The sequence below is a fragment of the uncultured Roseobacter sp. genome (genome assembly GCF_947495275.1).
Taxonomy (GTDB): domain Bacteria; phylum Pseudomonadota; class Alphaproteobacteria; order Rhodobacterales; family Rhodobacteraceae; genus Roseobacter.
This window is the reverse complement of sequence record NZ_CANLYL010000011.1, coordinates 1-24423: the sequence shown is the minus strand read 5'-3', so window position 1 is coordinate 24423 and position 24423 is coordinate 1. Positions and strand designations below refer to the sequence as shown.

Here is a 24423-nt window from a genome sequence, read left to right as displayed (position 1 = left end):
AAATGCGGAAGTTCAATCTCACAATCCTATCTGCGATTGTCGGTTCTGTCGCTGTACTTGCCTATGCGGACGGCCATATCAGCGACAAACAGATCTCCGCAGGCATTAAAGCACGCCAATCTCAAATGCAGCTTTACGCCTTCAACCTTGGTGCGTTGGGGGCGATGGCCAAAGGGGACGTCCCCTATGATGCTGACGCGGCAGGCAGTGCTGCAAATAACCTCGCCGCACTCGCGTCACTGAGCCAGGCGGGCTACTGGTTGCCCGGTTCTGACAGCAACAGCGTCGAAGGTAGCCGCGCTCTTCCGGCGATCTGGGCGGCCGATAGTAAAGTGGGTGAAAAAGGCAAAGCCTTCTATGACGCAGTGATTGCGATGCAAGCCGCTGCAGGCACAGACCTTGGCGCATTGCAGGCAGCGATGGGCGCGGTGGGCAAAAGCTGTGGCAGCTGCCACGAGGATTACCGCAAACCAAAAGGGTAGTCCAAAGGCAGACCGATTGTTGTATTTCAGACCAAAGGAACAATGGATGAGTTTTGCAAAAATCCTGGCAACGGGGGCATTCGTTCTGGCCTGCGCGGCCCCGGCCTATGCTGCAGACCTTTACAAGACCGACCAAGGTCACACCGAAGTTCGCATTGCGTGGAGCCACGCAGGTGTTTCCATGCAGCATGGTGAGTTCACCAACGCAGAAGGCACGCTGATGCTCGACCAAGACAATGTCGAAGCGTCCAGTCTTACAGCCACGATTCAGGCGGCCAGCATCTCAACCGGATTTGGACCACTGGATGAGCACATCCGCACCGCTGATTTTCTGGAGGTCGAAACCTACCCAACGATCACCTTTCAGAGCAGCGCAATCAGCCGGACGGGGGATACGACCGCAGACATTACCGGCGATCTGACATTGCACGGTACCACCAAGCCGGTCACGATGGCCGCGACGATGACGCACCTTGGCGATCATCCATTGGGCGCTTTCCTTGACTATTACAAAGGCGACTGGGCTGCATTTGCAGCGACGATGGAAATAGATCCAGCTGAATTCGGTGTGGGCATGACCATTCCCGTTGGCAAGCTGGTCATTGAGATCAGCACGGAGTTGAAAGCGCCAGGTTGAGCGCACTACCGTCTGGCGAAATTCAGGAGGAGCAGGAACTGTGAGTTGGCCCTCCGGTTTTGCTTCTTTGGATATTTCAAATATGCACGCTCGCCCGACCAAGAGGTGATCCAGATACAGTGTAGGTATGGCAGAGGTTGAAGCGGCAAGTCGCTGGAACAGGTTTGTGCCAAGCATCCGCTCACTTCATATGGTCGAGGGCACTGACATTGAGGCCAAGCTATTGAAGCGAAAAATTGCGACCTGAGTTCAGCATAAACCAACACGGACCACTCACCATACTTGGGGGATGCGCAGCTTTGTAAGACCAAAGTCGGTAATTCCGACAGGATCGCGCGGTTATGCTGATTCAATCGGCGCACCATGCTTTTCGATGAGGTTTCTTGAATGTTCTCTAATGGCGGCGTCGAGCCATACAACCGAAAGGATGACTCAATGATCGGATTTAGAACTGCAGTATTAATACCCTTTGCTATCGCCAGTCACATTGGCATGGTGCAGGCCCAGGACCACGCGATGGGATTTTTTGTGACCAGCGTGGGGTTGGGCAACGGTGCAGACTTAGGGGGGCTAGAGGGGGCTGATGCGCATTGTGATGCGCTCGCGACCGCAGCTGGCAGCGCGGGTCGGACTTGGCGCGCCTATCTCAGCACACAAGAGGAGGGAAAGCGTGGTGTGTCCGCCCGATACCGCATTGGCAAGGGCCCTTGGTACAATGCAAACGGAGAGCTGGTGCCAGCGATCTTGATGAATTGCACTTGAACCCGAATATTATCAAGCGGACGGCCGTTGATGAAAATGGGGCCAAAATCAATGGCGTCGGTGATAGCCCGAACGAACATGACATACTAACGGGATCCATGGCGGATGGGATGGCTTACTTTCCCTGGGCCGAGGGTGATCACACCTGCAGCAATTGGACCAGTTCCGGCGAGGGAAGCGCGCAGGTCGGCCATCATGACCGTCATGGCGGCGGTAACACGTCTTGGAACTCGGCACATGGTTCCCGAGGGTGCAGTCAGGACGCGCTGACGGGGACGGGCGGTGCGGGACTGTTTTACTGCTTTGCAGGTGAATAGTTGGCTCAACTTGTGGATTGGCAGTTAGGGTTGCCAATCCAACATCCTCCTCACGTCCATCCCCTTGCCTTTTAGGGACCTGCGGACGGCCAAAGACCTCAGACCTTAGTCTGAAATCCCGTCAGACCATTGAGCCAAAACTCCTAGACGATCAGCTGATGTGACACGCGCGATTGCGCGCGATAGTTGCACCACCAATCAACTCAGGAGAATGAACATGGCACGCTCAAAACTACTACTCTCAACGTCTCTCTGCCTCGTGTTTTCTGCTCCGGCGTTTGGTGCAAGCCAGAGCTTTGGGCAGATTGATGTCAACAACGATGGCTCGCTGAGCCGCGATGAACTCGCATCTGCGTTCGGCGCAAGTGGTGCAGATCGCGTTCTGGGCCGTTCTGACCGGAACAACGACGGCCGGGTGAGCCTCGCCGAAGCACGATCATCCCGGGATGGCAACGAAAGCGATGACGAGGAGGACGACGACGAAGAAAGCGATGATGGCGAAACCAATAGTGGGGGTCATAACGAGAGCGACGACGAAGAAGGTGACGACGGCGAGAGCAACAGTGGCGGTCACAACGAAAGTGATGACAGCGGCGAAAGCGACGACTCAGGTGAAAGTGATGATGGCGGAGAGAGTGACGATGGTGGAGAAGGCGGCGAAGGTGACGATGGCGGAGAAAGTGACGACTAAATGCCTGCCCAATAGCGTCTGAGCGAGGAGACGAAAAGTCTGGCTGGCTTCACCAGGATGCCAGCCGGATCACCCTTGCTTTCGCTCGAACTTTTGCCTCAACTTTGAACCAAATCCAAGTAACTCCAGATGCACCATGATTTCAGAAACCAAGTTTGAAAAACTCTTCTCATCGCCGCTTTTTCGATATGACGTGGCCAATCACGAGGCGCTCAGCGCGGAACTCCTGAAAGAAGGGGCAGCCATGCGGCGCGAGGATGAGGGTGTCACGAAGTCAAATAGGCGTGGTTGGCATTCCGCTGGTAACCTGTTTTCGCGGAAAGCTGATTGCATTGTTGAGTTGCGCGTGGCCGCTGAAATGGCTGTGATTAGTGCGACACGGAGAATGACCAAGAAGGTTGACCCAGGAGAACTAAAGCTGAAGTTGTTCGGATGGATGAACGTCAATCCCCTGAATGGCTACAACGCCCCGCATACGCACCCGGGCGCGCATTGGTCGGGGGTCTACTATGTTTCCCAGCCAGACACGGATGAAGGGGACTCTGGCATGATCGAATTTGTCGCCCCGCGCGTTGATCTGCCTCATTGGGAAATACTGCAGACCAGCGCGTTTCGCCTAAAGCGACGGATCAGGCCTGCGGCAGGTGAGATTATCCTGTTTCCATCTTACCTTTTGCATTGGGTGTATCCCAACGAAATGGATGAAGATCGCGTAACGGTCGCGTTCAATGCAACCTTCCGAAAATAAAGGGTCTTTCAGCGCCTTTGACAGACGGATGCTGACCTGCAACTGATCGTGATCTTGCAGGGACCAAAGTCCATTGGAATACATTTTCACCGCCTTATAATCGATGCCAATTGAATTGAGTGATGTGAGGCGATGAAGCCGCTAGAGACGACAAAAATCCTACTGATGACCTCGGTCTTTGCGGTCGTTCCATACCGTTTAGAAACGGATCTTGCAGGGAAGCTCACGCTCGTTGCATCCCTTGCACATGCTGAGAGCGGTTCTGGGAGTGATGGTAACGGTGGCGATGGCGGCGAAGGTGGAGACGATGGCGGCGAAGGTGGAGACGATGGTGGCGAAGGTGGAGATGACGGCGGCGAAGGTGGAGACGATGGCGGCGAAGGTGGTGACGATGGTGGCGAAGGAGGAGATGACGGCGGCGAAGGCGGTGACGATGGTGGCGAAGGAGGAGATGACGGCGGCGAAGGTGGAGACGATGGCGGCGAAGGAGACCGCAAAGCGCCGCGAGCGGTCAAAGTTCAGAAGCTCGGGAATGGCGCCCGCATTTTCTTCAGCGACGGGAGTCGTGAGGAGATCCGAAACGGCAGGTATGTTCGTTTAGACCGCAACGGACGCGTTCTCGAAAGAAGGCGCGCGCGGAGCAGTGACCTAGCACGGGTCCGCGCGTTGACTGGCGGACAAGGAAAAATAGTTGAAGCCGCACCATCTGGAGTGAAATCTCGTGCAGTCCGGGCCACATATCGTGGAAACAACGCTGAGATATTGTATGCGAATGGTTGGCGCGAAGAGATATCCTCAGGACGATACAGCCTGATGGATCAGTATGGCAGAACTGTCTCCTCGCGCCGCGCGACGCAAAAGGACCGAAATCGGCTAAATCGCTTTCGCAACAAATAGGTCGAAGGAGTCGAACAAATCATTTGTTCCAGGCGTCATGGGCGATCAATGCGGCCTCTACTCTGTTGCGGGCGTGAAGTTTGCTCAGAATGACGGTCATGTAATGTTTCACCGTCTTTTCCTGAAGCTCGAGCGCATCCGCTACCTCTCGGTTGCTTTGACCTGTTGCGACCAAACGCAGGATTTCTTCTTCCCGTTTGGTGAGATCGTCTATTGGATTGTGCATGTTCGCCTTTGGTGCCTGCATGATCTTCAGAACCTGCGCTGCAAGACCGGGGGACACATGTGCTTCGCCCATTGCGATCCCTTTCAGAACCCGCCGTAACTCTTCTGCGGAAACACCTTTGAGAACATACCCAATTGCGCCCACCTGCAGGGCATTGGTCACATCGGTGTCGTCTTCTGACACTGTCAACATCGCCACGTGACCTGCGAGCTTTTCAGCGACGATCTCTTTGGCGGCCGTTATCCCATTTCCCGGCATCGACAAATCCAAGAGAGCCAGGTCCGGCTTGTGCTTCCGTGCCATAGCGATTGCTTCCTGTGCCGTCGCTCCGGTGCCAACAACATCAAACTCTCCGGTTTCAGACAGGCTTTGAACCAACCCATCCCTGAAAATTGGATGGTCATCCGCTACGATCATTGTGATGGTCATGTTAGTTCCTTGGTTGCTATCTCAAGGGCAAGGACGGTGCCTTTGCCGATGCTGCTTTTGATGTTCAATGTTCCGCCAATACTCTCAGCTCGGTCCTTGAGACCAATCAAACCCTGCCCGCCACTTTCGTCGAGTGGGACTGGATTATCGAAGTCAAACCCCTCGCCAGCGTCTTCGATGACGATCCTGACACATTCAGGCGCACCGATCACCGTGACGACAGCGGCATCGATTTTCCCATGTCTGAACGCGTTGGACAGTCCTTCCTGAAGAAAACGGTATATGCAGAGTTTTTCAGCATAGCTCAGCGTCTTGGGTTCTGATCCTTCAAACCTCAGGTCGACGCTAAGCCCTGATTGCGTTTCCCGCTCTGTCACAGCTCGACGGACGAGCCCTGCTACATCAAGCTCTTCAAGCTCGGGTAGGGCCAGACCACGTGATATCGCGCGGATTTCTTCCAAGGCCTTGTCCAGTGAGGAACGGATTTCATTGCGAATGTCGGTTGCTCCGCCTTTGCCAAAGCCAGAATCCAGCCGCAAAGCCGCAAAGGAAAGGTGCTGCGCAGGTCCATCGTGCAGGTCAGATCCAACGCGCCTTATCGTCTGCTCGGTTTGCGCTGTTGCGCGCTGGTTGGCCGTGATGGCACGCTTTCTAAGAGTGTCATTTTGGATCGCAAGCTGCTCCGAGGCCGCCAACTGCGCCTTAAGTTCAGCACGTTGCACTTCAATCGTACGCCCGCCTGCCTTTACGATGCCAATAAGGAGCAAACCACTTAGCGCAAATGCTGAACCAACCACCATCCATGTCGTGCGTTGCGCATTTGACAATTCGATCTGCAGGGCGTCAGCGCGTTCGTAGAATTCGGCAACAGCGATGATCTCGCCGCTAAAGACCTCGTGGATTGGACTATAAACTTCCAGCAAAGGTACACCAAGCGAAGCTTCCGACGCGTCTTCGGGATCATTCAGATCCTCAAAAGACGCTGAGACCTCCCCCTGCCAGGCCGCGCGGAGATCATCAGAGGGTTCAAATTTTTGCCCTGCAAGCGAGGGATCAGAAGCGTGAACAATCAAACCGCCCTTTTTCCAGATTTTGTAGGATACAATTCGATCGCTTAAGGCTGTACTGGAGAAGATCTCTATCATCGCCTGCTGTGCGGGATCTGAGAGTTCGGTCCCGTCTGCCAGATCTTGCGTGACAGGGGAGATAAAGCTCTCAACATAGTTTGCTGCGGTGATCGCAAAGTTCTGCACCGCAGCCTGCTCAATTCTGTGCGACACCCATGATCCCACCGCAACCATTGCGATCAGCATGACTGCGCCGCCGGCCAATATGAATTGACCAGGCAACGACAAACGCTTCCAAACTTGCGAAGCAGAGTTTTGGCTCATCCGGATAGTCTAACTTGAGTAGTCAATACCGGAAGGGACTTTCGTCTGAAGCTGATCGTTATTGTGGGAGTCCGCGTCTGGACAATCCTATCCAAGCGATTTGCAGCGGACTATCTTTGCTACGCCACCCTCGATGCGGCCTCGCAGCACGCTCGTACCAATTTTCTGCGAGCCGTTGAATGTCCGCTATGCGCAACAGATCTTGCCTTCTTGGATCGGGGGACAAGGCACCGTTGCGTATGAACAGTACACGCAGCAATCGCCTTCGAGCGGCTTAAGGACAGTCTGGCAGGACTTGCATTCATAGAACCACTGACAGGCGTCGGTAGGCATGGTTTCCGTCTCGACATGCCCGCATGACGGACAGGTCAGCGTGGATTCAAAGACTACTTTTGTTTCTTCTGTCGCCATAGCGCATACCCCGTCAGTATAAGAAAGCCTGCCAAGATCGGCAGTAAAACAGCGTCTTTGTAGAGAACGCCAAGCAGGCCCGTCAGACCAAGTGCTGAGAGCACAATCGGCAACAACGGCGTGAAACAGCAAAGGGTTGCGAGGATCGTTCCGCCCACTCCAAGTGCCAGTAATTTGTTCTTCATCGCGTCGATCTCCACAAATCCCACATGAACCGTTGTGCTGAGGCTTCTCAATATGGCGATTCCAGCGCAACCAAGAAGGCAGTGGTGGCGAGGGATGCCCAGACGATAGCGGATAGCCTACGCCTTGCGCACGCGCCGGGCCATATCACTTGTACCATGCACCACCACGGCTGATGATTGACAGCCCGATTGGCAACACACGGTAAGATGCCGATAACAATGCGACAATTGCAGCGAGTGGCATGACCAGCCGCGCGGCTAAACCGGGTTCAGTCTCTATTTGTTGATTTGCGTTCAGGTCCATTCTGCGGTTTTAGTTCCTGTAGTGGCTACAGGAGCAAGCACATGTTCACCATTGGCAAGGCATCAGAACAAAGCGGCGTGAACATCGAAACGATCCGCTATTATGAGCGCGAAGGCGTCGTTCCAAAGCCGGGGCGGTCGGCGGGAGGGCGCAGACTATATTCACCCGATGAAATTGCGAAATTGAGGTTTGTGCGGCGATGTCGAGACCTGGGTTTCCCAATCTCAATCATCCAGACCTTCCTGTCGCTGACTGAACAAGATGATCGAAGTTGTGGTGAGGTGAAGACGTTGGCAGAAAATCATCTGGATGAAATCAACGCCAAGATCGAAAACCTGACACGCCTCCGCGAAGCACTTCTAAGCCTGTCCTCGAATTGTGACGAAGGGACTGCGGCTTGTCCGATGCTGGACTCTCTCATGAAAGACGGTCTTGGCGAAAACAGACCAGAGCAAGCTAGACATTGAGCTTGCTTTTGCCAACGCAGCTTTGTCCCACACATTACCCGTTCGCCAACGGTTCCATCATGCACTTGCAGCGAATGGCCGGTTCGACGGGCCGCACCGCAGCTGACGGTGACCCGGGTGAATGGCAGCAAAGGGCCGGGAGAGATTGGAGGCGCTGGAAGCGATGTTTGGGTTGCGCTGCCTCGACAAGTGACGAGTAAGAGCTCGTCCAGCTAAACTGCAACTTGAACAGACCGGTGTGACGCGCACTACCGATTTCGGTTGGTATTGCCGCTGGGACCGGCCATAGAGAGCAATGCTCTCTGCATCGTTGAAATCAGTCTTACAGCACGCAAGATACCTCCCACTGTGGTCGGCTCTGACCGCTGTGCGATGGCGCTCCTTTGACTCTCGTTCCGGTGGATTGGGTACAACGTTCAGAGCCGTCATGCGTTGGTTCCCTCCGGCCAGGGGCCGATTTGATCGCGAAGCCAAACGGGTTTTTCCCGATATGAAGCCCTTCATCCGCGCCAAACTCGGCCAAGATATGGGCTGGCATATGGGGAGAACGCTGTTCGAGATCTATCACGATGCTGAATTTCAGACCCAACACCACAAGTTCAGTGCCTCCGGTCCGGGTCTTGTTGCCCTGATAGAGGCTCAAAGGCTTGGCAAGGGAGCCATTGTTGTTTCTGGCCATTTCGGACAATGGGAAGCTGTTCGCGCCGTAATCAAAATGCATGGGCTCGAAAGCGGCGCGGTGTATCGACCGAACAAGAACCGCCACTACGAGCGTCGCATTCGTGCCGGGATCGAGGCAGGCGGGAAGCCTATTTTGGCGACCGGCCGCGTCGGAACAAGAGCCCTTGTGCGTCATTTACGGAATGGCGGCATTATTTCAATCTTGCTGGATGAAAAATATTCAGAAGGTGTCGCGATACCATTTCTTGGTCATGACGCGCTCACATCACTCTCGGCGGCTCAGCTCGCATTGAAATACGATCTGCCCATGATCCCTGCATTTGGCACTCGCATTGGTGATGGAAATACATTCCGCGTCGAGTTCGAAGCCCCAATCCCCCATACCAACAACATCGAAATGACGCGTGCTTTCAACGACAGTTTGTCTACGCGGATCATGGCGAACCCAGAACAGTGGTACTGGATGTTGAAACGCTGGGATGGTGCTTGAACGAGCGCAGTTTGCTAGCCGATCGTCCAAATCACAAGGGTCATTCGCACTCGACCAATGGCCAGTTTGGGGAAGCAGCACTGTAGCCCGCTGAACGCCCACCAATGTCGGCAATGGGTCGCGCCTGCAGGCGGCCCAAAAATTTAGATTTCAATGGCTTCCGCGATAGCCAATGCGTCTTCAAGCTCGACGCCGAGATACCGGACCGTGCTATCCATCTTGGTGTGACCAAGCAGTAACTGCACGGCTCGGAGATTTCCCGTCTTTTTATAGATCTGCGTAACCTTGGTGCGACGCATTGAATGGGTGCCATAGGCCGTCGCTTCAAGGCCAATCGAAGTGACCCAGTCGCGCACAATCCGCGCGTACTGACGGGTAGAAATGTGCAGTCGTTCGTGAAAACGCCCTGGCCAAAGATATTCTGACCCGACCATCAATTCGTCTTCCATCCATTTCTCAACTGACGCTCTAGTCCCTTCCGATATCTCAAACCGTACAGGTTTCTGTGTCTTGCTCTGTAGCACCGACGCCCGTTCCTTGATTTGGCCGGATGCCATGACGTCAACCACCTTCATCTTCACGAGATCACACCCGCGAAGCTTGCTGTCGATTGCCATGTTAAACAACGCGAGGTCGCGATGGTTCTCGGCCAGTTCCAGTCGAACTCGGATCGCCCAAACGTGTTTGGGCTTCAGCGGTCGTTTCTGGCCAACGATGCGACCCTTGTTCCAAGCTGGGCGAAGTACGCGAATGGCTGGTAGGTTTGGTGTCTCCATGACTGATCCTCCGATCCGCCACGCCCTCCACAACGTCAACCCGACGTTAACAAGGCACCGTATCACGGTCTTACTGCGCTGCACCCTATGTCCGGATCGAACCCATCCTGCGAGTTCAAGTTTCTCGCGGCCTGCGTTCTTAGCGCGAAAAATGCGGCAAGCTTTTGATTATTTGTGCTGCCTTGCGGCGGACTCACACGCTCCAGACAAAACTGCCTTGTTTCCTTGCCGTATTTACTCAAACAGGGAACCTGCGCGGTCATGGCGCAAGAGCCGCTATGTTGAGACGGTATTCTCCAAATTGGCAGTTTGTTTACTTTAGTCGAGACTCTGCGTCGCCGAAGTCTTACGGTCGCCATCTGAAGCGATGTGATCGTGTGTCTATCAAAGCATGTTCATGGTTCGCTTAATCCCGCAGGGAGCCAAACCATCACAAACCTCATTCAGCTCGTTTATGTGTCACAGCCGTTTGGGTTCGATGAGCCGACACTCGCAGGAATTTTGCTCGATGCCAGACGCTGTAATAAGCGGGATGACGTGACCGGCGCGCTGGTTTGTCGACATGACATCTACCTTCAACTATTGGAAGGTCCGGAAGATGCAGTGCGCGCGGCCTATGCAAGGATTTGTCGCGATGATCGCCATGCCGGGGTCAAAGAACTCCTGAATCTCAAGATACAAAGTCGATTGTTTGCAAGTTGGGCGATGCTTCATGATCCTGCGAAGACTTGGATTTGGACGGAAGAAGAGATCGCAAACGCCGCACTTGATCGCGCTGAGTCCGCAGAAATTATAAAAGTATTCAAAGACCTATCGGATCGATCCGGGAAACCGGCTGTGCATTAATGCAACCCCTTCTCGCATCGACACATATGCGAACCAGGATTTGTAAATGGTGGGCGGAATGATGGCGGTGCATTCAGTGCCCGATGCGTTTACCACGTGGGAATGTGATCGCATTGTTGCGGCAATCGCCAAAATGCCCGCCGATGAGGGGCTGCTTGTGGGCCGCAATCGGGATTACAATTTGCGTAATGCGGAACTCGTTTGGATGGACGATGTCGGAGACCTCAGCTGGGTGATGACCCGGTTGATTGAGCTTGTCAGTCATTCCAACAACCAACAATTTGATTTCGATGTGCGCGAATTTGCGGAAAGCCCCCAAGTAGCCAGTTATGACGCGGCAAAAGGGGGCCATTTTGCCTGGCATTCTGACATCGGTCATGGTCCCGCTGCCGGTAAAAGAAAGCTCACACTTGTTCTTCAATTGAGCAATCCTGACACCTACGACGGGGGCGACCTGGAAATCAGGCCAAGTGCTCACATCCTCTTGGGCAGTCGGGCGCAGGGATCTGTAAGTGTGTTTCCGAGTTTTGCACTACATCAGGTGACGCCGATCAAGCGGGGCATTCGGCGTTCGCTGACCGTCTGGGCGCATGGCCCTCCGTTTCGCTGAAGGCGGCTCAAAGAGGTCAAGTGCTAGAAACCGCGGGCTTTGTTTTGAAAAGGGGTCAAGTCAGCCAGCATTGTAAATTGGGTTCTGGGCGACTACATAGAATATACAAAGTTGTGGTCTTCTTCGGCAAAGGTGCATCCCCTGCCAAAGCCAACTGCAATTATCTAACACTAAAATTCGACTGTCGCGTGCCTTTACAGGGACTTGACGCTTGGGACGGTTGCCGACTGATGGCGCACGACCGCATCACCCATGCGTCATGTTTTTCCGTCTTGGCGGCCTGACGGACCAGCGATTTGCGCCCAGGCATTGACTGCGCACCTTCGATCAAACGACCTCGATGCCGCTCTGACAAAATGTTTTGTCGGAGGAAAAAACCAGTGCGGCGGCGCTTTCTCCGTCAAAGGATCAAAATGACTTTTCCAGAATGGACGAAACCCGGCCTCTACGGTGCTTTGGGCGGCGCGATTGCGGTTTCCATCATCGGCTTCACATGGGGTGGCTGGACAACAAGCAGCAGCGCCGAAACCATGGCACAGAACATGGCAAATGAAGAAGTGACTTTGGCGATGGTTCCGGTCTGCCTCAATATGTCAGCGGCTGATCCAACACGCGCAGAGAAACTTGCAAACCTCCAGGAACTCTCTGGCTTTGGCCGTCGTAATGCGATGATGGAAACCGGTTGGGCGACCCACCCTGGTTCAGATACGCCAGACCGTGACCTTGCAGACGCTTGCCTCGCGGGGCTTGAGTTGGATGGATCATAATTTGAAAGTACCGCCGCAATCGTCAGAGACAGTTTGCGGGACATCGATGTTGGCGGACGCTCGGCTACTTTGGGCCGTTCTCATGGGCCCAATCTTTGTTCTGCTACTCCTTGCAATGCCCGCCATGGCCCAGACCATGCCAGAAAACGCCAGCGCAAAGAGCTATGGCGACGGTTGGCAGTGCAACGTCGGGTATCGGCTTGCCGGCGGTATTTGCGCAACCGTTGTGACACCGGAAAATGCATTTGAAACGAACCGCACCTATGGTTCCGGGTGGGAGTGCCATCATGGCTATCGCAAGGCTGATCAAACCGATTGCGTTGTCGTGGTTGTCCCCGATGGTGGGTTTCTCGACCCTTCTGGCGAACGCTGGCACTGCCTGCGCGGATTTCTGAAAGTGGATGATACTTGCCAAGAGATCGTCGTGCCGGAAAACGCCTATCTGGTGGACGCGACCTATGGCTCCGGGTGGAAGTGTAACCGTGGATTTGAGAAGGTGGATGACCTTTGCACTGCCATTGCGGTGCCTATCAACGGCTATTTGAACACGGCGGGATATGGTCGACCCTGGACATGTGAACGTGGTTTCTTTGCAAAGGACGATCGCTGCGAGGCGGTAGTTATCCCAGAGTTTGCGTATTTTGACGATGCAGCCTACGGCGAGGGTTGGAAGTGCCAGAGGGGATATGAAGTCTCAAATTCTGGCTGTGATGTCATCGATATACCTGCAAACGCCCATCTCGACAGGTCGGGAAATCGTTGGGAATGCAACCAGAATTTCCAGAAGTCCAAGGGGCTTTGCGTTCTCAAGAACTAGGCCCACCACATAATGTCTCGACCTCCAGAGTCTCTGGCGAAGGCTTGCTGCCCTCAAAAGGAAAAAATATGAAATCCGAACTTCAAACGGCGAACACCATTCGTCATCCAGTGAGAAGAGCGCAAGCTCTGCCCTTGACCAGTGACACACCAACACAACCATCTTCGCTCACTCAAATCCCAACAGCGGTTGTCTACTGCGAAGGCAACTTCGCTCAGATTGACGGCAAGACGGCCAACGGCCTTGTACGTCACTCAGAGGCCTACAGGATTGTATCGGTCATCGACAGCACCCATAGCGGCGAGAACGCCGGGCTGGTTCTTGATGACGTGATCAACGATGTACCAATCCTCGAAAGCCTGAACACTGCGATCGCCCGCGAAACGCCTAGGCCTGATACCTTCATCTATGGCATGGCCCCTTCAACAGGGCGGCTTTCGACTGTCGATCGTGGCGTCGTGCTTGATGCGATCGCGCGCGGTATGAACATTGTCAGTGGTCTGCATGAATATCTGAGCGATGATACCGAAATCGCACGAGCGGCTTCAAACGAACAGGTCACCATCCGAGACATACGCAAACCCAAACCCAGCAAAGACATGCGCTTGTTCGATGGCAGTGTCTCGAACGTCCATGCGCTACGCATCGCTGTTCTGGGGACCGACTGCGCCATAGGAAAACGGACCACTGCGACGGTCTTGGCACGCGCCCTCAACTCAAAGGGCATCAAGACTGTACTGGTTGGCACGGGTCAGACGGGCCTGATGCAAGGCGCAAAATATGGCGTGGCCATGGATGCCGTCCCGCCCCAATTCTGCTGCGGCGAACTTGAGGGTGCGATTGTCGCGGCCTCAGTGGCGGAGCAACCCGATGTCATTTTGATCGAGGGCCAGGGTGCGCTCAGCCATCCGGCGTTCTGTACATCGGCCTTCATTCTGCGTGGCAGCCAACCGGACGCCGTCATACTTCAGCACGCACCGAAACGCGCCCATCGCTGCGATTTTCCCAATATGCCAATGCCCACCCCAGCAAGCGAGATTGCTTTGATCGAGGCCTTTTCTGACACCAAGGTCATCGGCATCACGCTCAACCACGAGGGGATGTCGGAAGCCGAGATCACCAACACGATTGTTGCACAATCCGACAAACTTGGCCTGCCTGTGACAGACGCGTTGAGCCGACCAGCCGCACACTTGCTGGCCATGATTGTTGCTGCCTATCCCGGCCTGCAGCAAGGAACGCCCAAGGCCGCGATGTGAGCTGCCCTCGGATAGAAGTTGATCTGCGCAAATTGCGCCACAACACACGAACCGTTGTCGAGCGATTGAAAGGGCGTGGTATTCGCGTGACTGCGGTGACCAAAGCGGTGTGTGGGCATCCAGCCATTGCACAGGCCATGCTTGACGGGGGCGCCGAGGGCTTGGCTGAGGCGCGTTTGAGCAATGTGAAGCGGTTGCGCCAGGCTGGCATGACTTGTCCGATCACCTTGATCAGAACACCAATGTTGAGCCAGGTCGATGACATCGTGCAGGTCTGTGAGGCGAGCTACAACACAGAGATGTCTGTGATCGCAGCATTGGCCGCTGCTGCACATCGACTCAACACGGTTCACGGCATTATCTTGATGGTCGAAATGGGTGATCTGCGCGAAGGGATCATGCCACAAGACCTTGGATATATAGGACAGCGAGTCGTGGACATGCCCGGTGTGGCGCTGAAAGGCATCGGTGCCAACTTCGCCTGTCTGAGCGGCATGGCCCCTAGCGCGACAAAAATGCAGGCCCTGACCGCGCTTGCCAATCAAGTCGAGGAGCAGTGTGGCCCGTTCCTTGAGACGGTATCTGGCGGCAACTCTGCAAATTTGCCTTGGGCGTTCAGCGCGCGCGCCACCGGCCGGATCGACGATCTGCGCCTTGGGGAAGCAATACTGCTTGGCGTCGATCCGGTCACCCAGGAGCAGATTGGTGGTTTGTTTCGAGACGCCTTCACGCTTGTCGCCGAAGTGATCGAAACCGACACCAAGACAGTGGGCCCACTCTTAGGCACCGCGGATCACGCACCAACAATAATTCGGCTCGTTCCTACCACCTCAGAAACGACACGGATCATTCTTGCCCTTGGAAACCAAGACATGGATGTGGCTGGGCTTTCGATGCCTGCTGGCAGTACACTAATCGGTGCGACAAGCGATCATCTTGTCATTGGCACGACAGAGCAGAAGCTCCGCGTTGGATCGGAAATGCGGTTTCAGATGAACTATAGCGCATTGATGCGCGCCATGGCCGCGCCTGACATTCAAACGAGTCTACACAATGACCGGCCTGGGTCACAGGCAAACGATGCCCATGGCCCAAAGAAACACCTGGCATTGGTTTGACCGACAGCGCTGCGACCCAACAAAGAGAAACCAAAGAGGAAATTATCTTTTGGCGAAACTAACAAAAACAAGCGTGTTCAAGGCTCAATCTCCCAATGCCGAAACACCGTTGGACAAGACAACCCGCGTCGTTCGAAAGATGGTCGAAGAAGAGGCAGAGCAGCGACAAGCCAAGAACGACCGTCTCCGCAAGGCCCGCCTCGAGCGAGAAGCCAACACTCCGACAAAGCCGCCGCGCTAGGGCATAGGACGGGTTCAACCAAGGCGGCCGCATCGCGACAACCCACGTTTCGTCCACGTCTTTCAATCCGCAGGAACGACCGCACACACCTGAAGGAATTTCCCATGACGGACGCCGACAAGAGCACAATAAAAATTCACTATATCTGTCAGACATATGTGGAACAGAAGCCCGGGCGTGACGGGCAAGCGAGCCTGAAGATTGGCAAGCAATTTCAGTATTCCACGGCAGCAGAAGCTCAGAATAGAGCGGAACGGGAAGCCCAGTCCGAGGATTGCGCCGGTGCCGATGCCTATATGATTAGTGAAGACCCAAACAGTGGCGAAGTCGGATCACCGAGCTTCCTTGTCAGGCTCGGGAATGTCCCGGAAACTGATGATTTCTAGAACTACGCTTCTGGAAAAGTGCATTCTGAAAGGCGTCCCACCACCATGGGCCGTGCTCCCGCTGCTCAGACGCAGTTCTGCTAAGAGCCCAATCCGGTTTACATGCGTCTTTGCGCCAGACGGTGTCGAGTGTATCGTCGAGGCGTGGAGGGAGCGATAGATGGTCGACACGCGTGATTTCGAGAAGATAGAGCGCGATGGATGGGGCACACCATCAATTGCAAGGAACTATGCCGATGGTTTCGACATGGCCACTCGACTTGTCGCCCGAAAGCTGGCGGATGCTATAAACGCAGGACCGAATACTGAGGTTCTCGATGTATGCACTGGCCACGGTGTGGTTGCAGCAGAGCTCGTCGAGAGAGGTGCGACGGTAACCGGGCTGGATTTCTCGGAAGCCATGATCTCGCTCGCCCGCGATGCTGTTCGCGGGGCGCGGTTCCTTCAAGGCAACGCCATGGACATAGGTTTTCCCGACGCTAGCTTCGGCGCCGTGACAATCGGCTTCGGGGTGCCCCATTTTCCCGACCCTGTCCGCGGCCTGAAAGAGGCAGCCAGAGTTCTGAAACCGGGTGGAGCAATCGGGTTCTCTATTTGGCACGGCAAAGGCTCGGACGGTTCATTCGGCTGGCTATTCGATGCTGTCGGTCGGCTCGCCGATCCGTCGATTACCCTGCCGGAAGGGCCGGATGCGCATGTGCTGGCTGACATCTCTGTCGCGAGGCCATTGGTTGAGGACGCGGGCTTTGCCAACGTCACGCTCATTGAGGTTGCCTCTGAACTGACTGTTCCCAGCCCCGACGCGTTTTTCGATGTCTTTGACGCTGGTGCAGTGCGCGCCGCGTCGCTGCTCCGTCGACAACCCGCTGCGACACGGACTGCCATCCGCAAAGATCTGGCGAAGCGGACTCAAGCAGCACGGACCATGGGGGCACCGGGTTTTCTTGTTCCAGCTCCGTCTGTCGTCGTATCGGCTGTTCGTTCCTGACGAAGGTCTGCTTGAGTGATCGTTGAGCGATTCAGGTGAACGACAAGTTTGTCCGCTTTTGGTGAGTTCATTTATCAATAAATTCGGCATTGCAGCGAATGGCAGGAAAGCGGGCTGCGACCGCAGAAACTGAACGACACGTCCAAAGTCGGCTGTGGGCCGTCCTCGACGTCGGGAGCAGTGTCAGTCGCTGAGACGCTGCACCGCATCCGATGGCCGCAGAGAGCCCATAGTTCCGGATGCTGCAGTATGCACCAAGGTCTGAAAACCGGAACGAAACGGTCATTTGATGACGGTCTTTGCCTCTTTACTATGATGGATGTTGGCGATTTCGACGGAATATCAGATACTTGTGGGGCGTCGTGCACAACAGGTGTTCACGTTTCTATCGCACAGTATCGTCTTCTTTGCGAAGCTGAGTCGGCAAGCAATTAAGGTTGGTCGTTTGTACGCCGAATATCAGCGTTTACTTCCGTTTATTCCCGATATTGAGCCGCGTCTTTTCCTTGGCGAAATCAGCCGTCGCCGGGACCTGCTCCTTTACTTTTTTCAGTTTCTTCACTTCACGATTTCCACGCTTCTTGTTGCCTTTGGACATCTGATTTCCTCCAATGTCATGTTTGTTGTGCTTTCAAATGGTCGGACTGATACCGACGTTTCTTGCCAGCAGAAACTCTGTCGTGCGTCGTTGGACAGCATCATTGAGCCGGTTTTCATCATGCCGCCCATGGCATCGATTTCGGACATTCCAGCAGGCCTGTTTGGTTTCTGCTCCAAGAATACGGATCGCGACCGTCGCCGAAGCGACTCACGGGCGTCGAACAGAGTTCCCGCCAGCGATGATCGCATTGATCATTTCGGCGACGGCCCGGTGCCTTTCCATTTCGAGTTCGGTGCCAAGGGCGTTCACATGGGTCGCCGCGGCGTCACGAAGTACCCCCACGATCTCGTGTTCCGGCAGCAACCCGCGATCGTTCATGGCAAGCAGGAGCGCCTCGCAGATCGATAGGGCGGCCTGGCCTGCATGTTCGCTTGCGGTGGACATCTGAGTTTCCTTCCTTGGCATCGTGAGCCTGAGAAAAGGTGAGACTCAGATGCATCCGTACATCTCGCAGGAAGTGCTCTATGATGGACTGATCCAGAGCAGTGCCCGAGCCGATTTCTGCTCTTGGGTCGCGACACGCCGGGAGGCCCCATGACATCTGCTGAACACAGCCCGCTCACCCGCAAGCTTTCCGCCTTTGTCGCTTTGTCAAAGGCGGAGTTGGATGTGCTCGAGCGCCTGCACCAGCGCCGCCGCTCCTTCGTCGCTGGGCGCGATATGGTCCATCAGGGGCAGTCGGATCAAGCTGCTTATATCCTGTCCGCGGGTTGGGTCTGTTCCTACAAGCTCCAGCCAGACGGGACACGCCAGATTGTCGATTTTCAGGTGCCCGGGGATTTCCTCGGCTTGCGCAGCGTGCTGTTGCGCACCTCGGACCACAGTTTCGAACCCATCGTGGAAATTGAGGCCGCCGAAGTGTTGAAGAGCGACCTTCTGGCGGCCTTCTCGGATACTCCGCGGCTTGCGACAGCCATTCTTTGGGCGGCGTCGCGGGACGAGGCAATGGTGGTCGAACACCTTGTAGGGATCGGCAGGCGCGACGCGGACGCCCGCATGGCACATTTTCTGTTGGAACTGGGATCGAGGCTGGCACTGGTGGGTATGGGATCCAGGGAAGGATACGATTGCCCACTGACCCAGTATCACATGGCCGATGTGCTGGGGTTAAGTGCCATTCATGTGAATCGCGTCCTGCGACAGCTGCGCGAAAGAGGGCTGATGACCTTTCGAGACGGTCGCGTGTCCTTTGAAGATCATGCCGGGTTGGTGGAACTGGCAGAGTTTGATGCAGCCTATCTGGATCAGACCGGGCCGCTCTTGAAATAAGAAGGGCCGCCCTCCGTTGCTCGGCAGGCGACCCCAGGTATCACATCAGACGATGGCGTTCAAGCGAGGGCGTGGGTCGCCGCATAGAGTTCCTTGTTAGTCTCGGCGTCGTTCTTCGCCGTGTTTGCCTTCTCGGCTGCCTCGTAGTGCTTGAGCGCCGCGTCCTTCTTCGGACCAACGGGCGCCTTGTCCCACGCGGCCTTCACGGAGGTCATCTTCTCGGCAGTCTTGTTCTGTTCGGGAGTCATTGGAATTGTCCTTTCCTGGACGCTCCGAGAATAAGAAGCGTGCCGACATGCCGGCCCTGTTGGGATCGGCACGTCGACGCGCAACTCAGGTACTCGGAAATCTTCTCTGCCACCAAATATTCGGCGGACATGCCTGACCTGGCTTTGCCAGAGGTCTTCCACACTGCCGTAGGTTAGTCCCGGTGCCTGCGGCAGGTCGATTACTTCTGCGCTTCTCATGTCACCGCAGTTTGCTGGTGGGAAATCCTCAGCCATTTGTCGTCGTCGTCGAGATAGGTCGAGGCGCAGAGGGCTTTGTAGACTGGCACGTCGACCTTCTCCGCCGAGACCCGGTAAGTGAGGATCGCGATGTCCCCGCATCGCGTCACGCGCCGTTCGGCCATGACGACGGAACGCCAGCCGCTCCTTTCGCGAAGATGGGGCCAGATCTGGCCACCCTGAAGGATGCCGGGCGGATAGGGAAAAATCATCACCGCGTTGGTCGCTGTCGTCGCCCGCGCACTGTCGTCGCCACTGGTCCAGAAGTCTTCCTCCATGTCCCACAGAACGCCCTGTTCACGCGGCGATAGCGTGCCGGACTTGTGTGCCGCATGTGCCGGTCTCTTCGCGGTCTCGATTGAAACGGTCATTCGCCTGACCCCGACCCGCCAACCATGAACATCTGAAATAGAAGGAAGATAATCGCGAGCACCGCCCAGATCGCTCCGCTTGTCCCCGGGCGGTCGCCGGTCACCGTCGAGGCAGCTCGCTTCAAGCTACCTGACGCCCGGCCTTCAGGAAGCAGCTGGCTCAGGTCTCGTGCGACCTTGCCGTGATCGCTTGCGAGCGCGGGTACGTCCCGAAATCGGGCAAGCAGCGTTCCCAAGCGTGCCTGCGCGGCGTCGTGCCCCAGCATGACCAGTTCAGCGGTTTCCTTCCATGGATCGAGGCCAAGCCGAGCGAGCGTGGAGAGCACAGTCACGGCATAGCCGTTCCGGTCCTCGCCGACGGAGGCATGGAGAAACCGATCGAACTCGGGCGGGTGTGGGTTGAGAACACTGGGGTCGGCCATTGCCAATCCTTTCAAGGGTTGCAGGAATGCAGATCATCCCTGTTTCCCAAAGGATACGCGCAGGTCGGTCTCGCCGCCCTTACACAGGTCAGTGCGGGTGACTGCCCCCGGAAGGTCGCAGCCGGTTCGGTGCCTGGGACTAACATGCGTCAGCGCCAGTCGGACGGTCCCGGGGTATAAGAGAGTAACTCGTTCGACTGGTCCGTCCCCCACTCCAAGGGGCCGTCAACAGTGGCGGGCGACAAATCTGCCAACATCGCGGAGACCAGAGATGAGCATGCGGTCGACCAGATCGATGGTGACGTTTTTAAACCCGTTCACCTTGCCGGGATACCCGGGCGATTTGCCCGCGGGCGACTATGAGGTTCTCGTCGAAGAGGAGCTTCTCCAGGGGTTGAGCTTCGAGGCCTATCGACGGACGGCGACTTATATGACGGTGCGCGGCAAGGGTGCTCACGCGGGGCGAAGTGAGCTCCGATTGACGACCGAGAGCGACCTTAAGGAGGCGCTGCGCCGGGACGCGGACACGTCCGAAACGAACAATCACAGCGAAGCGGCGCTTTCTCCGCAGGAGGATAGAACATGAACACTCCCGAATGGCTCAAACCCGGCGTCTATGGCGCGCTAATCGGCGCCGCCTTTGTCGGCATCGTCGGATTTTCCTGGGGTGGCTGGGTGACCGGCGGCACCTCGAACGACAGGGCGATGGCGATGTCCCGCGACAACGTTGTCGCGTCAATGGTCCCGGTTTGCCTCGATATGGCGCGGTCAGATCCGGCGCGGGCGGACAAGCTTGCAACGATCCGGGCCGCCTCAACCTACCAGCGGCGCGACGCCCTCATGACATCCGGCTGGGCGACGATGCCCGGAACCGAGGCCCCGGACCGCGAAATCGCGCAAGCTTGTCTGGCAGCCCTTGATGTCGATGGATCACCGGTGCGCCCGGAAGGCGCGGTCGATGAAGGATGAACCGCGTCATGCCGATAGCTTCCCCCGAGGCTACCGACCTCGAACGGCGTGTGCTGGCCCATGAACGGATCCTGCAAGCTCTGATCGCTTTCATGGCGCGCACTGAACCGCGATTTGTCGATCATTTGAGAGAACGGTTCGTCGAGCCGATGAGTATGTCCCGGCACGAACATGACCACCGCGAAACGGATGATTACGCGGAAGAATTCATTCGCGCGGTGATGCTCCTCGGAGAGGCGCGCGCACCCAAAGTGAAGGAGCCGGAAAAGACTGACAAGCAACCCGTGTCGCCGAATGGCAGTGGGGGACAAGGTATTTACATGAACCGACCAACGCAGCGCGGTGGGGTTCAGGTACGCGAAAGAAACGGCATCTGGGAGGTGCAGGTCGATGGCAAGTTCCGCGGCGACTACCACCAGAAGGAACATGCACTTGCCGCTGCGGCCTTGCACAAATTGTCGCCCCGATGACCGGGAGCACTGATCCGACAGTTTCGCAGGACTTCTCGATCCAGGTGGCCGAGAACGAAGGCATGCCATCGAGATCGAATTCCTGGGGCTACCCGCCCGCGCCCATTCGACGGCTGACCGGAACGCTCACTCTTGGACTATCGAAGACTCGCGCGGCAACCGGCGGACTCTGGTCCGCCAAGGAGCAAGCGGCGATGAGGCATCCCCTCGCGAGGCTGATCGCGAAGTCGGCATTCATGACCGGTGTGATCGCGTCCTTCGCCTTCCCCGCGCTTGCGCAGGATGGCACGGGGCCGATTCCGCAGAATGCTCAGGCGCCCAGCTATGGTGGCGGTAGCATCGACATCAATCTGCCGGAGAACGCCTATCTCGACCGATCCGGCAACCGCTGGAGCTGCAATCGAGGCTTCCGGCTCTCTGACGGGATGTGCGTCCTTGCACGGTGATGCGGATTTTTCTCGTCGTGGCGGGTCCGGCATGCGCGTCAGCATCGGGTGCCGTCTGCGCTACAGCTTCCCGCAGCCGACGCCACTGATTGCGATGCTGAACGTCCACTACTCGCGCTTTGGCGATCTGGAGCGTGCCGATTACCTCGTGACGTCGCCAAGCGTGCCGCTCGAAAGCTATCGGGACGGCTTCGGCAACTGGTGTACGCGCATGCTGGCTCCGGAGGGCGACTTCTGCCTGTCAACAGATGGCATCTTCCGCGACACGGGCCAGCCCAATCCCGTCTTTCCCGACGCGCAACAGCACGCGGTTCAGGATCTGCCATCCAATACACTCATTTTCCTGCAGGGGAGCCGGTATTGCGATACCGATCTTCTTTCGGAGGAAGCGTGGCGCCTGTTCGAGACCACGGACCCCGGATGGTCACGCGTGCAGGCGATCTGCGATTTCGTGCACGGACATGTCCGCTTTGACTACATGCAGGCGAAAGCGACGCGCACCGCATCGCAGGCAATGGCCGAGCAACAGGGTGTCTGCCGAGACTTTGCCCATCTCGCCATCGCGCTGTGTCGTTGCATGAACATTCCGGCCCGCTACTGCACCGGATATCTGAGCGATATCGGTGAACCTCTCCCTCATCCGCCGGGGGACTTCGCCGCGTGGATGGAGGTCTTTCTCTTTGGCGAATGGCACATGTTCGACCCGCGGAACAATAAGCCGCGGTTTGCCAGAATTCTGATCGCGCGGGGCCGCGATGCCGCTGATGTCCCTTTGACCCAGACATTCGGGCAGAACACTTTGACGGAATTCAAGGTCTGGACGGATGAATTGGCCTGACCGACCTTGGGTTCTTTTTCGATGCGCCATCGTAAACCGGGTCGCCAATCCCTATATAGTATGTACTGGCGTCAAGCATCCCGGTCCGTCATGGACGAGGAGTTGGCACCGGCCAATCAAAGGATCGATGATATGTCCTTCAAGGACCTGACAGCCAGGGCTGCGGCTGCGTTAAAGCCCAAGCCTGCGAAAACAGCGACGGCCCCTGCCAAGGAGACCGAGCCCAAGGCCGCTGGCAAGGAAGCACCCGCCAAGTCCAAGACATCTTGAGACCTACACCGGTTCCGCGCCTCATTTCCGTGAGTGGCGCGGACCGCCCACAGCACCATGGGAAAGGAACGCGCGAATGGAAGATCTGACGAGCAAGACCGTTGCGGTTTTTTCCCGCCCGTTCACCGTTCCAGGCTTCAACGAGACGCTTCCGGCGGGAGAGTACGAGATCGAAACGGAATTGGTTTCACCCCCGGGTCAACAGGATCCCGCAGCCTGGAAAGCCTCAGTCCTGGTTAAACTTCATCCCCGGACATCGCATCCGGGGCTTACACGGTCTCTGACCGTTTCCCTTGCCGATCTGGACTATGCCCGCGCCAGGGACAAGCTGACAGGCAGAGCGTTGTCCGACTTCTTCCTTGAGGAAATGCTTGCTGATCCGATGGTGCGCCTCGTGATGGAGGCCGACGGGGTCTCTGCAGCACATATGCGGCATCTCTATTCGGGGCACCGAACGCCCCAGTCTGACAGGGATGTCCTGGACCAGAACCCGGCGCGACAAGGCGCACGTGACATGGTGTCAATCCATGCTGCTGAAAACGAGGGCATGCCTCCACGACCGACAGGGACGTCGGCTATGCGCACGGAAGTCAGCGCGGATTCGATATGATCACGAACAAAACCTCGGTCGTCGTAGCATTTCCGGACATCGCCCCCGGAAGGGCCTTTGGCGACGTACCTCGAAACCGTCCTTGTCTGAGATGCGATGCTGTTTTCTGGAGTGAAGGCTTTGGAGAACGGATCTGTCGGCGCTGCAAGGGGTTGAACGCCTGGCGGAACGCCGTGCCCGTCAGCCCGGGTGCATCTCGCCGCCGCTAATCTCTATCGGTGCCCGCGCCGTCTTCCCAGTACCGTACCGGACCCGTCAATTCGCCCTGTCTAGACGTCGCTCGCATCACGCCGACCGATGTCTTATGGGGCGAAGAGGGCCGGGAACTTCCCCACCGTCACAGAAAACGCAGACGGCTCTATCACAAGGGCAGCTCTATCATTCGCCTGCGCCCAAGAAACCCAATCAAGAAAAGCCGAAGGTCTCCGCCACAGCCAACTCCATTGCAGGAAAGCCTGCGCGGGCGATTGGTGGGAAAAAGGTAAAGTAAGACAGCCTTCTACGCCGCGATTTCTGAAAAGCAGGTTTGAGCTAAATATAGTTCAACAACCTATTGCAGAGACCGATCAGGATAGCCATTTTTCATACATTGGCACTCAGGTGTGGCGAGTGCCAATGTGTCCCTAAGCATGCCACCCCTACCCGGAAATCCCGAAAAGGAGCAT

The 24423-nt window shown here is 56.3% G+C and carries 36 protein-coding genes; 26 read left to right on the top strand and 10 right to left on the bottom strand.

What is annotated here, in order from left to right; translation table 11 throughout:
• Positions 1–2 precede the first annotated feature (2 nt).
• From Q0802_RS18195 to Q0802_RS18165, 7 genes are all read left to right on the top strand, one after another.
• Positions 3–482, top strand: coding sequence for a cytochrome c (locus tag Q0802_RS18195; RefSeq protein ID WP_298920923.1), 480 nt, complete (start codon positions 3–5; stop codon positions 480–482).
• Between the two features lie 46 nt (positions 483–528).
• The gene (locus tag Q0802_RS18190) at positions 529–1119 is read left to right on the top strand and encodes a YceI family protein (RefSeq protein WP_298920921.1); all 591 of its coding nucleotides are present in this window, start codon (positions 529–531) and stop codon (positions 1117–1119) included.
• 435 nt (positions 1120–1554) lie between these two features.
• Positions 1555–1881 (top strand): hypothetical protein, encoded by a 327-nt coding sequence (locus Q0802_RS18185; protein ID WP_298920918.1) that lies wholly within the window; start codon positions 1555–1557, stop codon positions 1879–1881.
• Positions 1878–2198: a hypothetical protein gene (locus tag Q0802_RS18180; RefSeq protein WP_298920917.1), complete on the top strand. Its 321-nt coding sequence runs from the start codon at positions 1878–1880 to the stop codon at positions 2196–2198. Before Q0802_RS18185 ends, Q0802_RS18180 begins: the two co-directional genes overlap by 4 nt.
• Positions 2199–2415: 217 nt before the next feature.
• On the top strand, positions 2416–2889 hold the full coding sequence (locus tag Q0802_RS18175; protein WP_298920915.1) for a hypothetical protein: 474 nt from the start codon (positions 2416–2418) through the stop codon (positions 2887–2889).
• Between the two features lie 136 nt (positions 2890–3025).
• On the top strand, positions 3026–3637 hold the full coding sequence (locus tag Q0802_RS18170) for a TIGR02466 family protein (protein ID WP_298920913.1): 612 nt from the start codon (positions 3026–3028) through the stop codon (positions 3635–3637).
• A 247-nt stretch (positions 3638–3884) separates the two neighbouring features.
• Positions 3885–4238, top strand: coding sequence for a hypothetical protein (locus Q0802_RS18165; protein WP_298920912.1), 354 nt, complete (start codon positions 3885–3887; stop codon positions 4236–4238).
• A 315-nt stretch (positions 4239–4553) separates the two neighbouring features.
• On the opposite strand, the gene Q0802_RS18160 is transcribed toward Q0802_RS18165, so the two are convergent.
• The 4 genes from Q0802_RS18160 to merF form a co-directional block, all read right to left on the bottom strand.
• Positions 4554–5189, bottom strand: a complete 636-nt coding sequence (locus Q0802_RS18160; protein WP_298920910.1) for a response regulator transcription factor — start codon at positions 5187–5189, stop codon at positions 4554–4556.
• Complete coding sequence (locus tag Q0802_RS18155) at positions 5186–6502, bottom strand: ATP-binding protein (RefSeq protein ID WP_298920908.1); 1317 nt, start codon at positions 6500–6502, stop codon at positions 5186–5188. The genes Q0802_RS18160 and Q0802_RS18155 overlap by 4 nt, the downstream gene beginning before the upstream one ends.
• A gap of 264 nt (positions 6503–6766) precedes the next feature.
• On the bottom strand, positions 6767–6991 hold the full coding sequence (locus Q0802_RS18150) for a GDCCVxC domain-containing (seleno)protein (protein ID WP_298920906.1): 225 nt from the start codon (positions 6989–6991) through the stop codon (positions 6767–6769).
• Positions 6967–7176, bottom strand: a complete 210-nt coding sequence (merF, locus tag Q0802_RS18145) for a mercury resistance system transport protein MerF (protein ID WP_298920904.1) — start codon at positions 7174–7176, stop codon at positions 6967–6969. The genes Q0802_RS18150 and merF overlap by 25 nt, the downstream gene beginning before the upstream one ends.
• A 345-nt stretch (positions 7177–7521) precedes the next feature.
• Here merF and Q0802_RS18140 point away from each other — a divergent pair, with 345 nt between their 5' ends.
• Complete coding sequence (locus Q0802_RS18140) at positions 7522–7947, top strand: helix-turn-helix domain-containing protein (protein ID WP_298920902.1); 426 nt, start codon at positions 7522–7524, stop codon at positions 7945–7947.
• A gap of 295 nt (positions 7948–8242) precedes the next feature.
• Entirely contained in the window at positions 8243–9118 is an 876-nt protein-coding gene (locus Q0802_RS18135) for a lysophospholipid acyltransferase family protein (RefSeq protein WP_298920901.1), read from the top strand.
• Between the two features lie 143 nt (positions 9119–9261).
• Here Q0802_RS18135 and Q0802_RS18130 read toward each other — a convergent pair whose 3' ends face one another.
• The gene (locus Q0802_RS18130) at positions 9262–9894 is read right to left on the bottom strand and encodes a tyrosine-type recombinase/integrase (RefSeq protein ID WP_298920897.1); all 633 of its coding nucleotides are present in this window, start codon (positions 9892–9894) and stop codon (positions 9262–9264) included.
• A 369-nt stretch (positions 9895–10263) separates the two neighbouring features.
• On the opposite strand from Q0802_RS18130, the gene Q0802_RS18125 reads away from it, so the two are divergent.
• From Q0802_RS18125 to Q0802_RS18085, 9 genes are all read left to right on the top strand, one after another.
• Complete coding sequence (locus tag Q0802_RS18125) at positions 10264–10740, top strand: BLUF domain-containing protein (protein ID WP_366523334.1); 477 nt, start codon at positions 10264–10266, stop codon at positions 10738–10740.
• Positions 10741–10798: 58 nt separating this feature from the next.
• The gene (locus Q0802_RS18120) at positions 10799–11350 is read left to right on the top strand and encodes a 2OG-Fe(II) oxygenase (RefSeq protein ID WP_298921159.1); all 552 of its coding nucleotides are present in this window, start codon (positions 10799–10801) and stop codon (positions 11348–11350) included.
• Positions 11351–11763: 413 nt separating this feature from the next.
• Positions 11764–12117 carry a hypothetical protein gene (locus Q0802_RS18115; protein WP_298920895.1) on the top strand — a complete coding sequence of 118 codons (354 nt, stop codon included), beginning with the start codon at positions 11764–11766 and terminating at the stop codon, positions 12115–12117.
• Positions 12118–12199: 82 nt separating this feature from the next.
• On the top strand, positions 12200–12934 hold the full coding sequence (locus Q0802_RS18110; protein WP_298920893.1) for a hypothetical protein: 735 nt from the start codon (positions 12200–12202) through the stop codon (positions 12932–12934).
• Between the two features lie 68 nt (positions 12935–13002).
• Entirely contained in the window at positions 13003–14193 is a 1191-nt protein-coding gene (locus Q0802_RS18105) for a DUF1611 domain-containing protein (protein ID WP_298920891.1), read from the top strand.
• Positions 14190–15311: an alanine/ornithine racemase family PLP-dependent enzyme gene (locus Q0802_RS18100; protein ID WP_298920888.1), complete on the top strand. Its 1122-nt coding sequence runs from the start codon at positions 14190–14192 to the stop codon at positions 15309–15311. Before Q0802_RS18105 ends, Q0802_RS18100 begins: the two co-directional genes overlap by 4 nt.
• A gap of 49 nt (positions 15312–15360) precedes the next feature.
• On the top strand, positions 15361–15552 hold the full coding sequence (locus tag Q0802_RS18095; protein WP_298920886.1) for a hypothetical protein: 192 nt from the start codon (positions 15361–15363) through the stop codon (positions 15550–15552).
• Between the two features lie 104 nt (positions 15553–15656).
• Positions 15657–15938 (top strand): hypothetical protein, encoded by a 282-nt coding sequence (locus Q0802_RS18090; protein ID WP_298920884.1) that lies wholly within the window; start codon positions 15657–15659, stop codon positions 15936–15938.
• 160 nt (positions 15939–16098) lie between these two features.
• Entirely contained in the window at positions 16099–16926 is an 828-nt protein-coding gene (locus Q0802_RS18085; protein ID WP_298920881.1) for a methyltransferase domain-containing protein, read from the top strand.
• Between the two features lie 466 nt (positions 16927–17392).
• Here Q0802_RS18085 and Q0802_RS18080 read toward each other — a convergent pair whose 3' ends face one another.
• Together Q0802_RS18080 and Q0802_RS18075 are read right to left on the bottom strand one after the other, a co-directional pair.
• A complete protein-coding gene (locus Q0802_RS18080; protein WP_298920879.1) occupies positions 17393–17524 on the bottom strand; it encodes a hypothetical protein in 132 nt (43 codons plus the stop codon).
• 210 nt (positions 17525–17734) lie between these two features.
• Entirely contained in the window at positions 17735–17971 is a 237-nt protein-coding gene (locus Q0802_RS18075) for a hypothetical protein (protein ID WP_298920877.1), read from the bottom strand.
• A 150-nt stretch (positions 17972–18121) separates the two neighbouring features.
• Between Q0802_RS18075 and Q0802_RS18070 the strand changes: the two genes are divergently transcribed.
• Positions 18122–18856: a Crp/Fnr family transcriptional regulator gene (locus tag Q0802_RS18070; protein ID WP_298920875.1), complete on the top strand. Its 735-nt coding sequence runs from the start codon at positions 18122–18124 to the stop codon at positions 18854–18856.
• 59 nt (positions 18857–18915) lie between these two features.
• On the opposite strand, the gene Q0802_RS18065 is transcribed toward Q0802_RS18070, so the two are convergent.
• The 3 genes from Q0802_RS18065 to Q0802_RS18055 all read right to left on the bottom strand — a co-directional run bounded on the left by Q0802_RS18065 (position 18916) and on the right by Q0802_RS18055 (position 20155).
• Positions 18916–19104: a hypothetical protein gene (locus tag Q0802_RS18065; RefSeq protein WP_298920873.1), complete on the bottom strand. Its 189-nt coding sequence runs from the start codon at positions 19102–19104 to the stop codon at positions 18916–18918.
• A 215-nt stretch (positions 19105–19319) separates the two neighbouring features.
• The gene (locus Q0802_RS18060; protein WP_298920872.1) at positions 19320–19733 is read right to left on the bottom strand and encodes a hypothetical protein; all 414 of its coding nucleotides are present in this window, start codon (positions 19731–19733) and stop codon (positions 19320–19322) included.
• Positions 19730–20155 (bottom strand): hypothetical protein, encoded by a 426-nt coding sequence (locus Q0802_RS18055; protein ID WP_298920870.1) that lies wholly within the window; start codon positions 20153–20155, stop codon positions 19730–19732. Before Q0802_RS18055 ends, Q0802_RS18060 begins: the two co-directional genes overlap by 4 nt.
• Positions 20156–20426: 271 nt before the next feature.
• On the opposite strand from Q0802_RS18055, the gene Q0802_RS18050 reads away from it, so the two are divergent.
• The 7 genes from Q0802_RS18050 to Q0802_RS18020 all read left to right on the top strand — a co-directional run bounded on the left by Q0802_RS18050 (position 20427) and on the right by Q0802_RS18020 (position 23758).
• Entirely contained in the window at positions 20427–20741 is a 315-nt protein-coding gene (locus Q0802_RS18050) for a hypothetical protein (protein WP_298920868.1), read from the top strand.
• Positions 20738–21124: a hypothetical protein gene (locus tag Q0802_RS18045; RefSeq protein WP_298920865.1), complete on the top strand. Its 387-nt coding sequence runs from the start codon at positions 20738–20740 to the stop codon at positions 21122–21124. The genes Q0802_RS18050 and Q0802_RS18045 overlap by 4 nt, the downstream gene beginning before the upstream one ends.
• Before the next feature lie 8 nt (positions 21125–21132).
• Entirely contained in the window at positions 21133–21594 is a 462-nt protein-coding gene (locus Q0802_RS18040) for a hypothetical protein (protein ID WP_298920863.1), read from the top strand.
• Positions 21595–21788: 194 nt separating this feature from the next.
• Positions 21789–22040 (top strand): hypothetical protein, encoded by a 252-nt coding sequence (locus Q0802_RS18035; protein WP_298920861.1) that lies wholly within the window; start codon positions 21789–21791, stop codon positions 22038–22040.
• Positions 22041–22071: 31 nt separating this feature from the next.
• Positions 22072–22878 (top strand): transglutaminase family protein, encoded by an 807-nt coding sequence (locus Q0802_RS18030; RefSeq protein ID WP_298920858.1) that lies wholly within the window; start codon positions 22072–22074, stop codon positions 22876–22878.
• Positions 22879–23010: 132 nt separating this feature from the next.
• Positions 23011–23148, top strand: a complete 138-nt coding sequence (locus Q0802_RS18025) for a hypothetical protein (protein ID WP_298920857.1) — start codon at positions 23011–23013, stop codon at positions 23146–23148.
• A gap of 76 nt (positions 23149–23224) precedes the next feature.
• Complete coding sequence (locus Q0802_RS18020) at positions 23225–23758, top strand: hypothetical protein (RefSeq protein ID WP_298920856.1); 534 nt, start codon at positions 23225–23227, stop codon at positions 23756–23758.
• Positions 23759–24423: the final 665 nt, after the last annotated feature.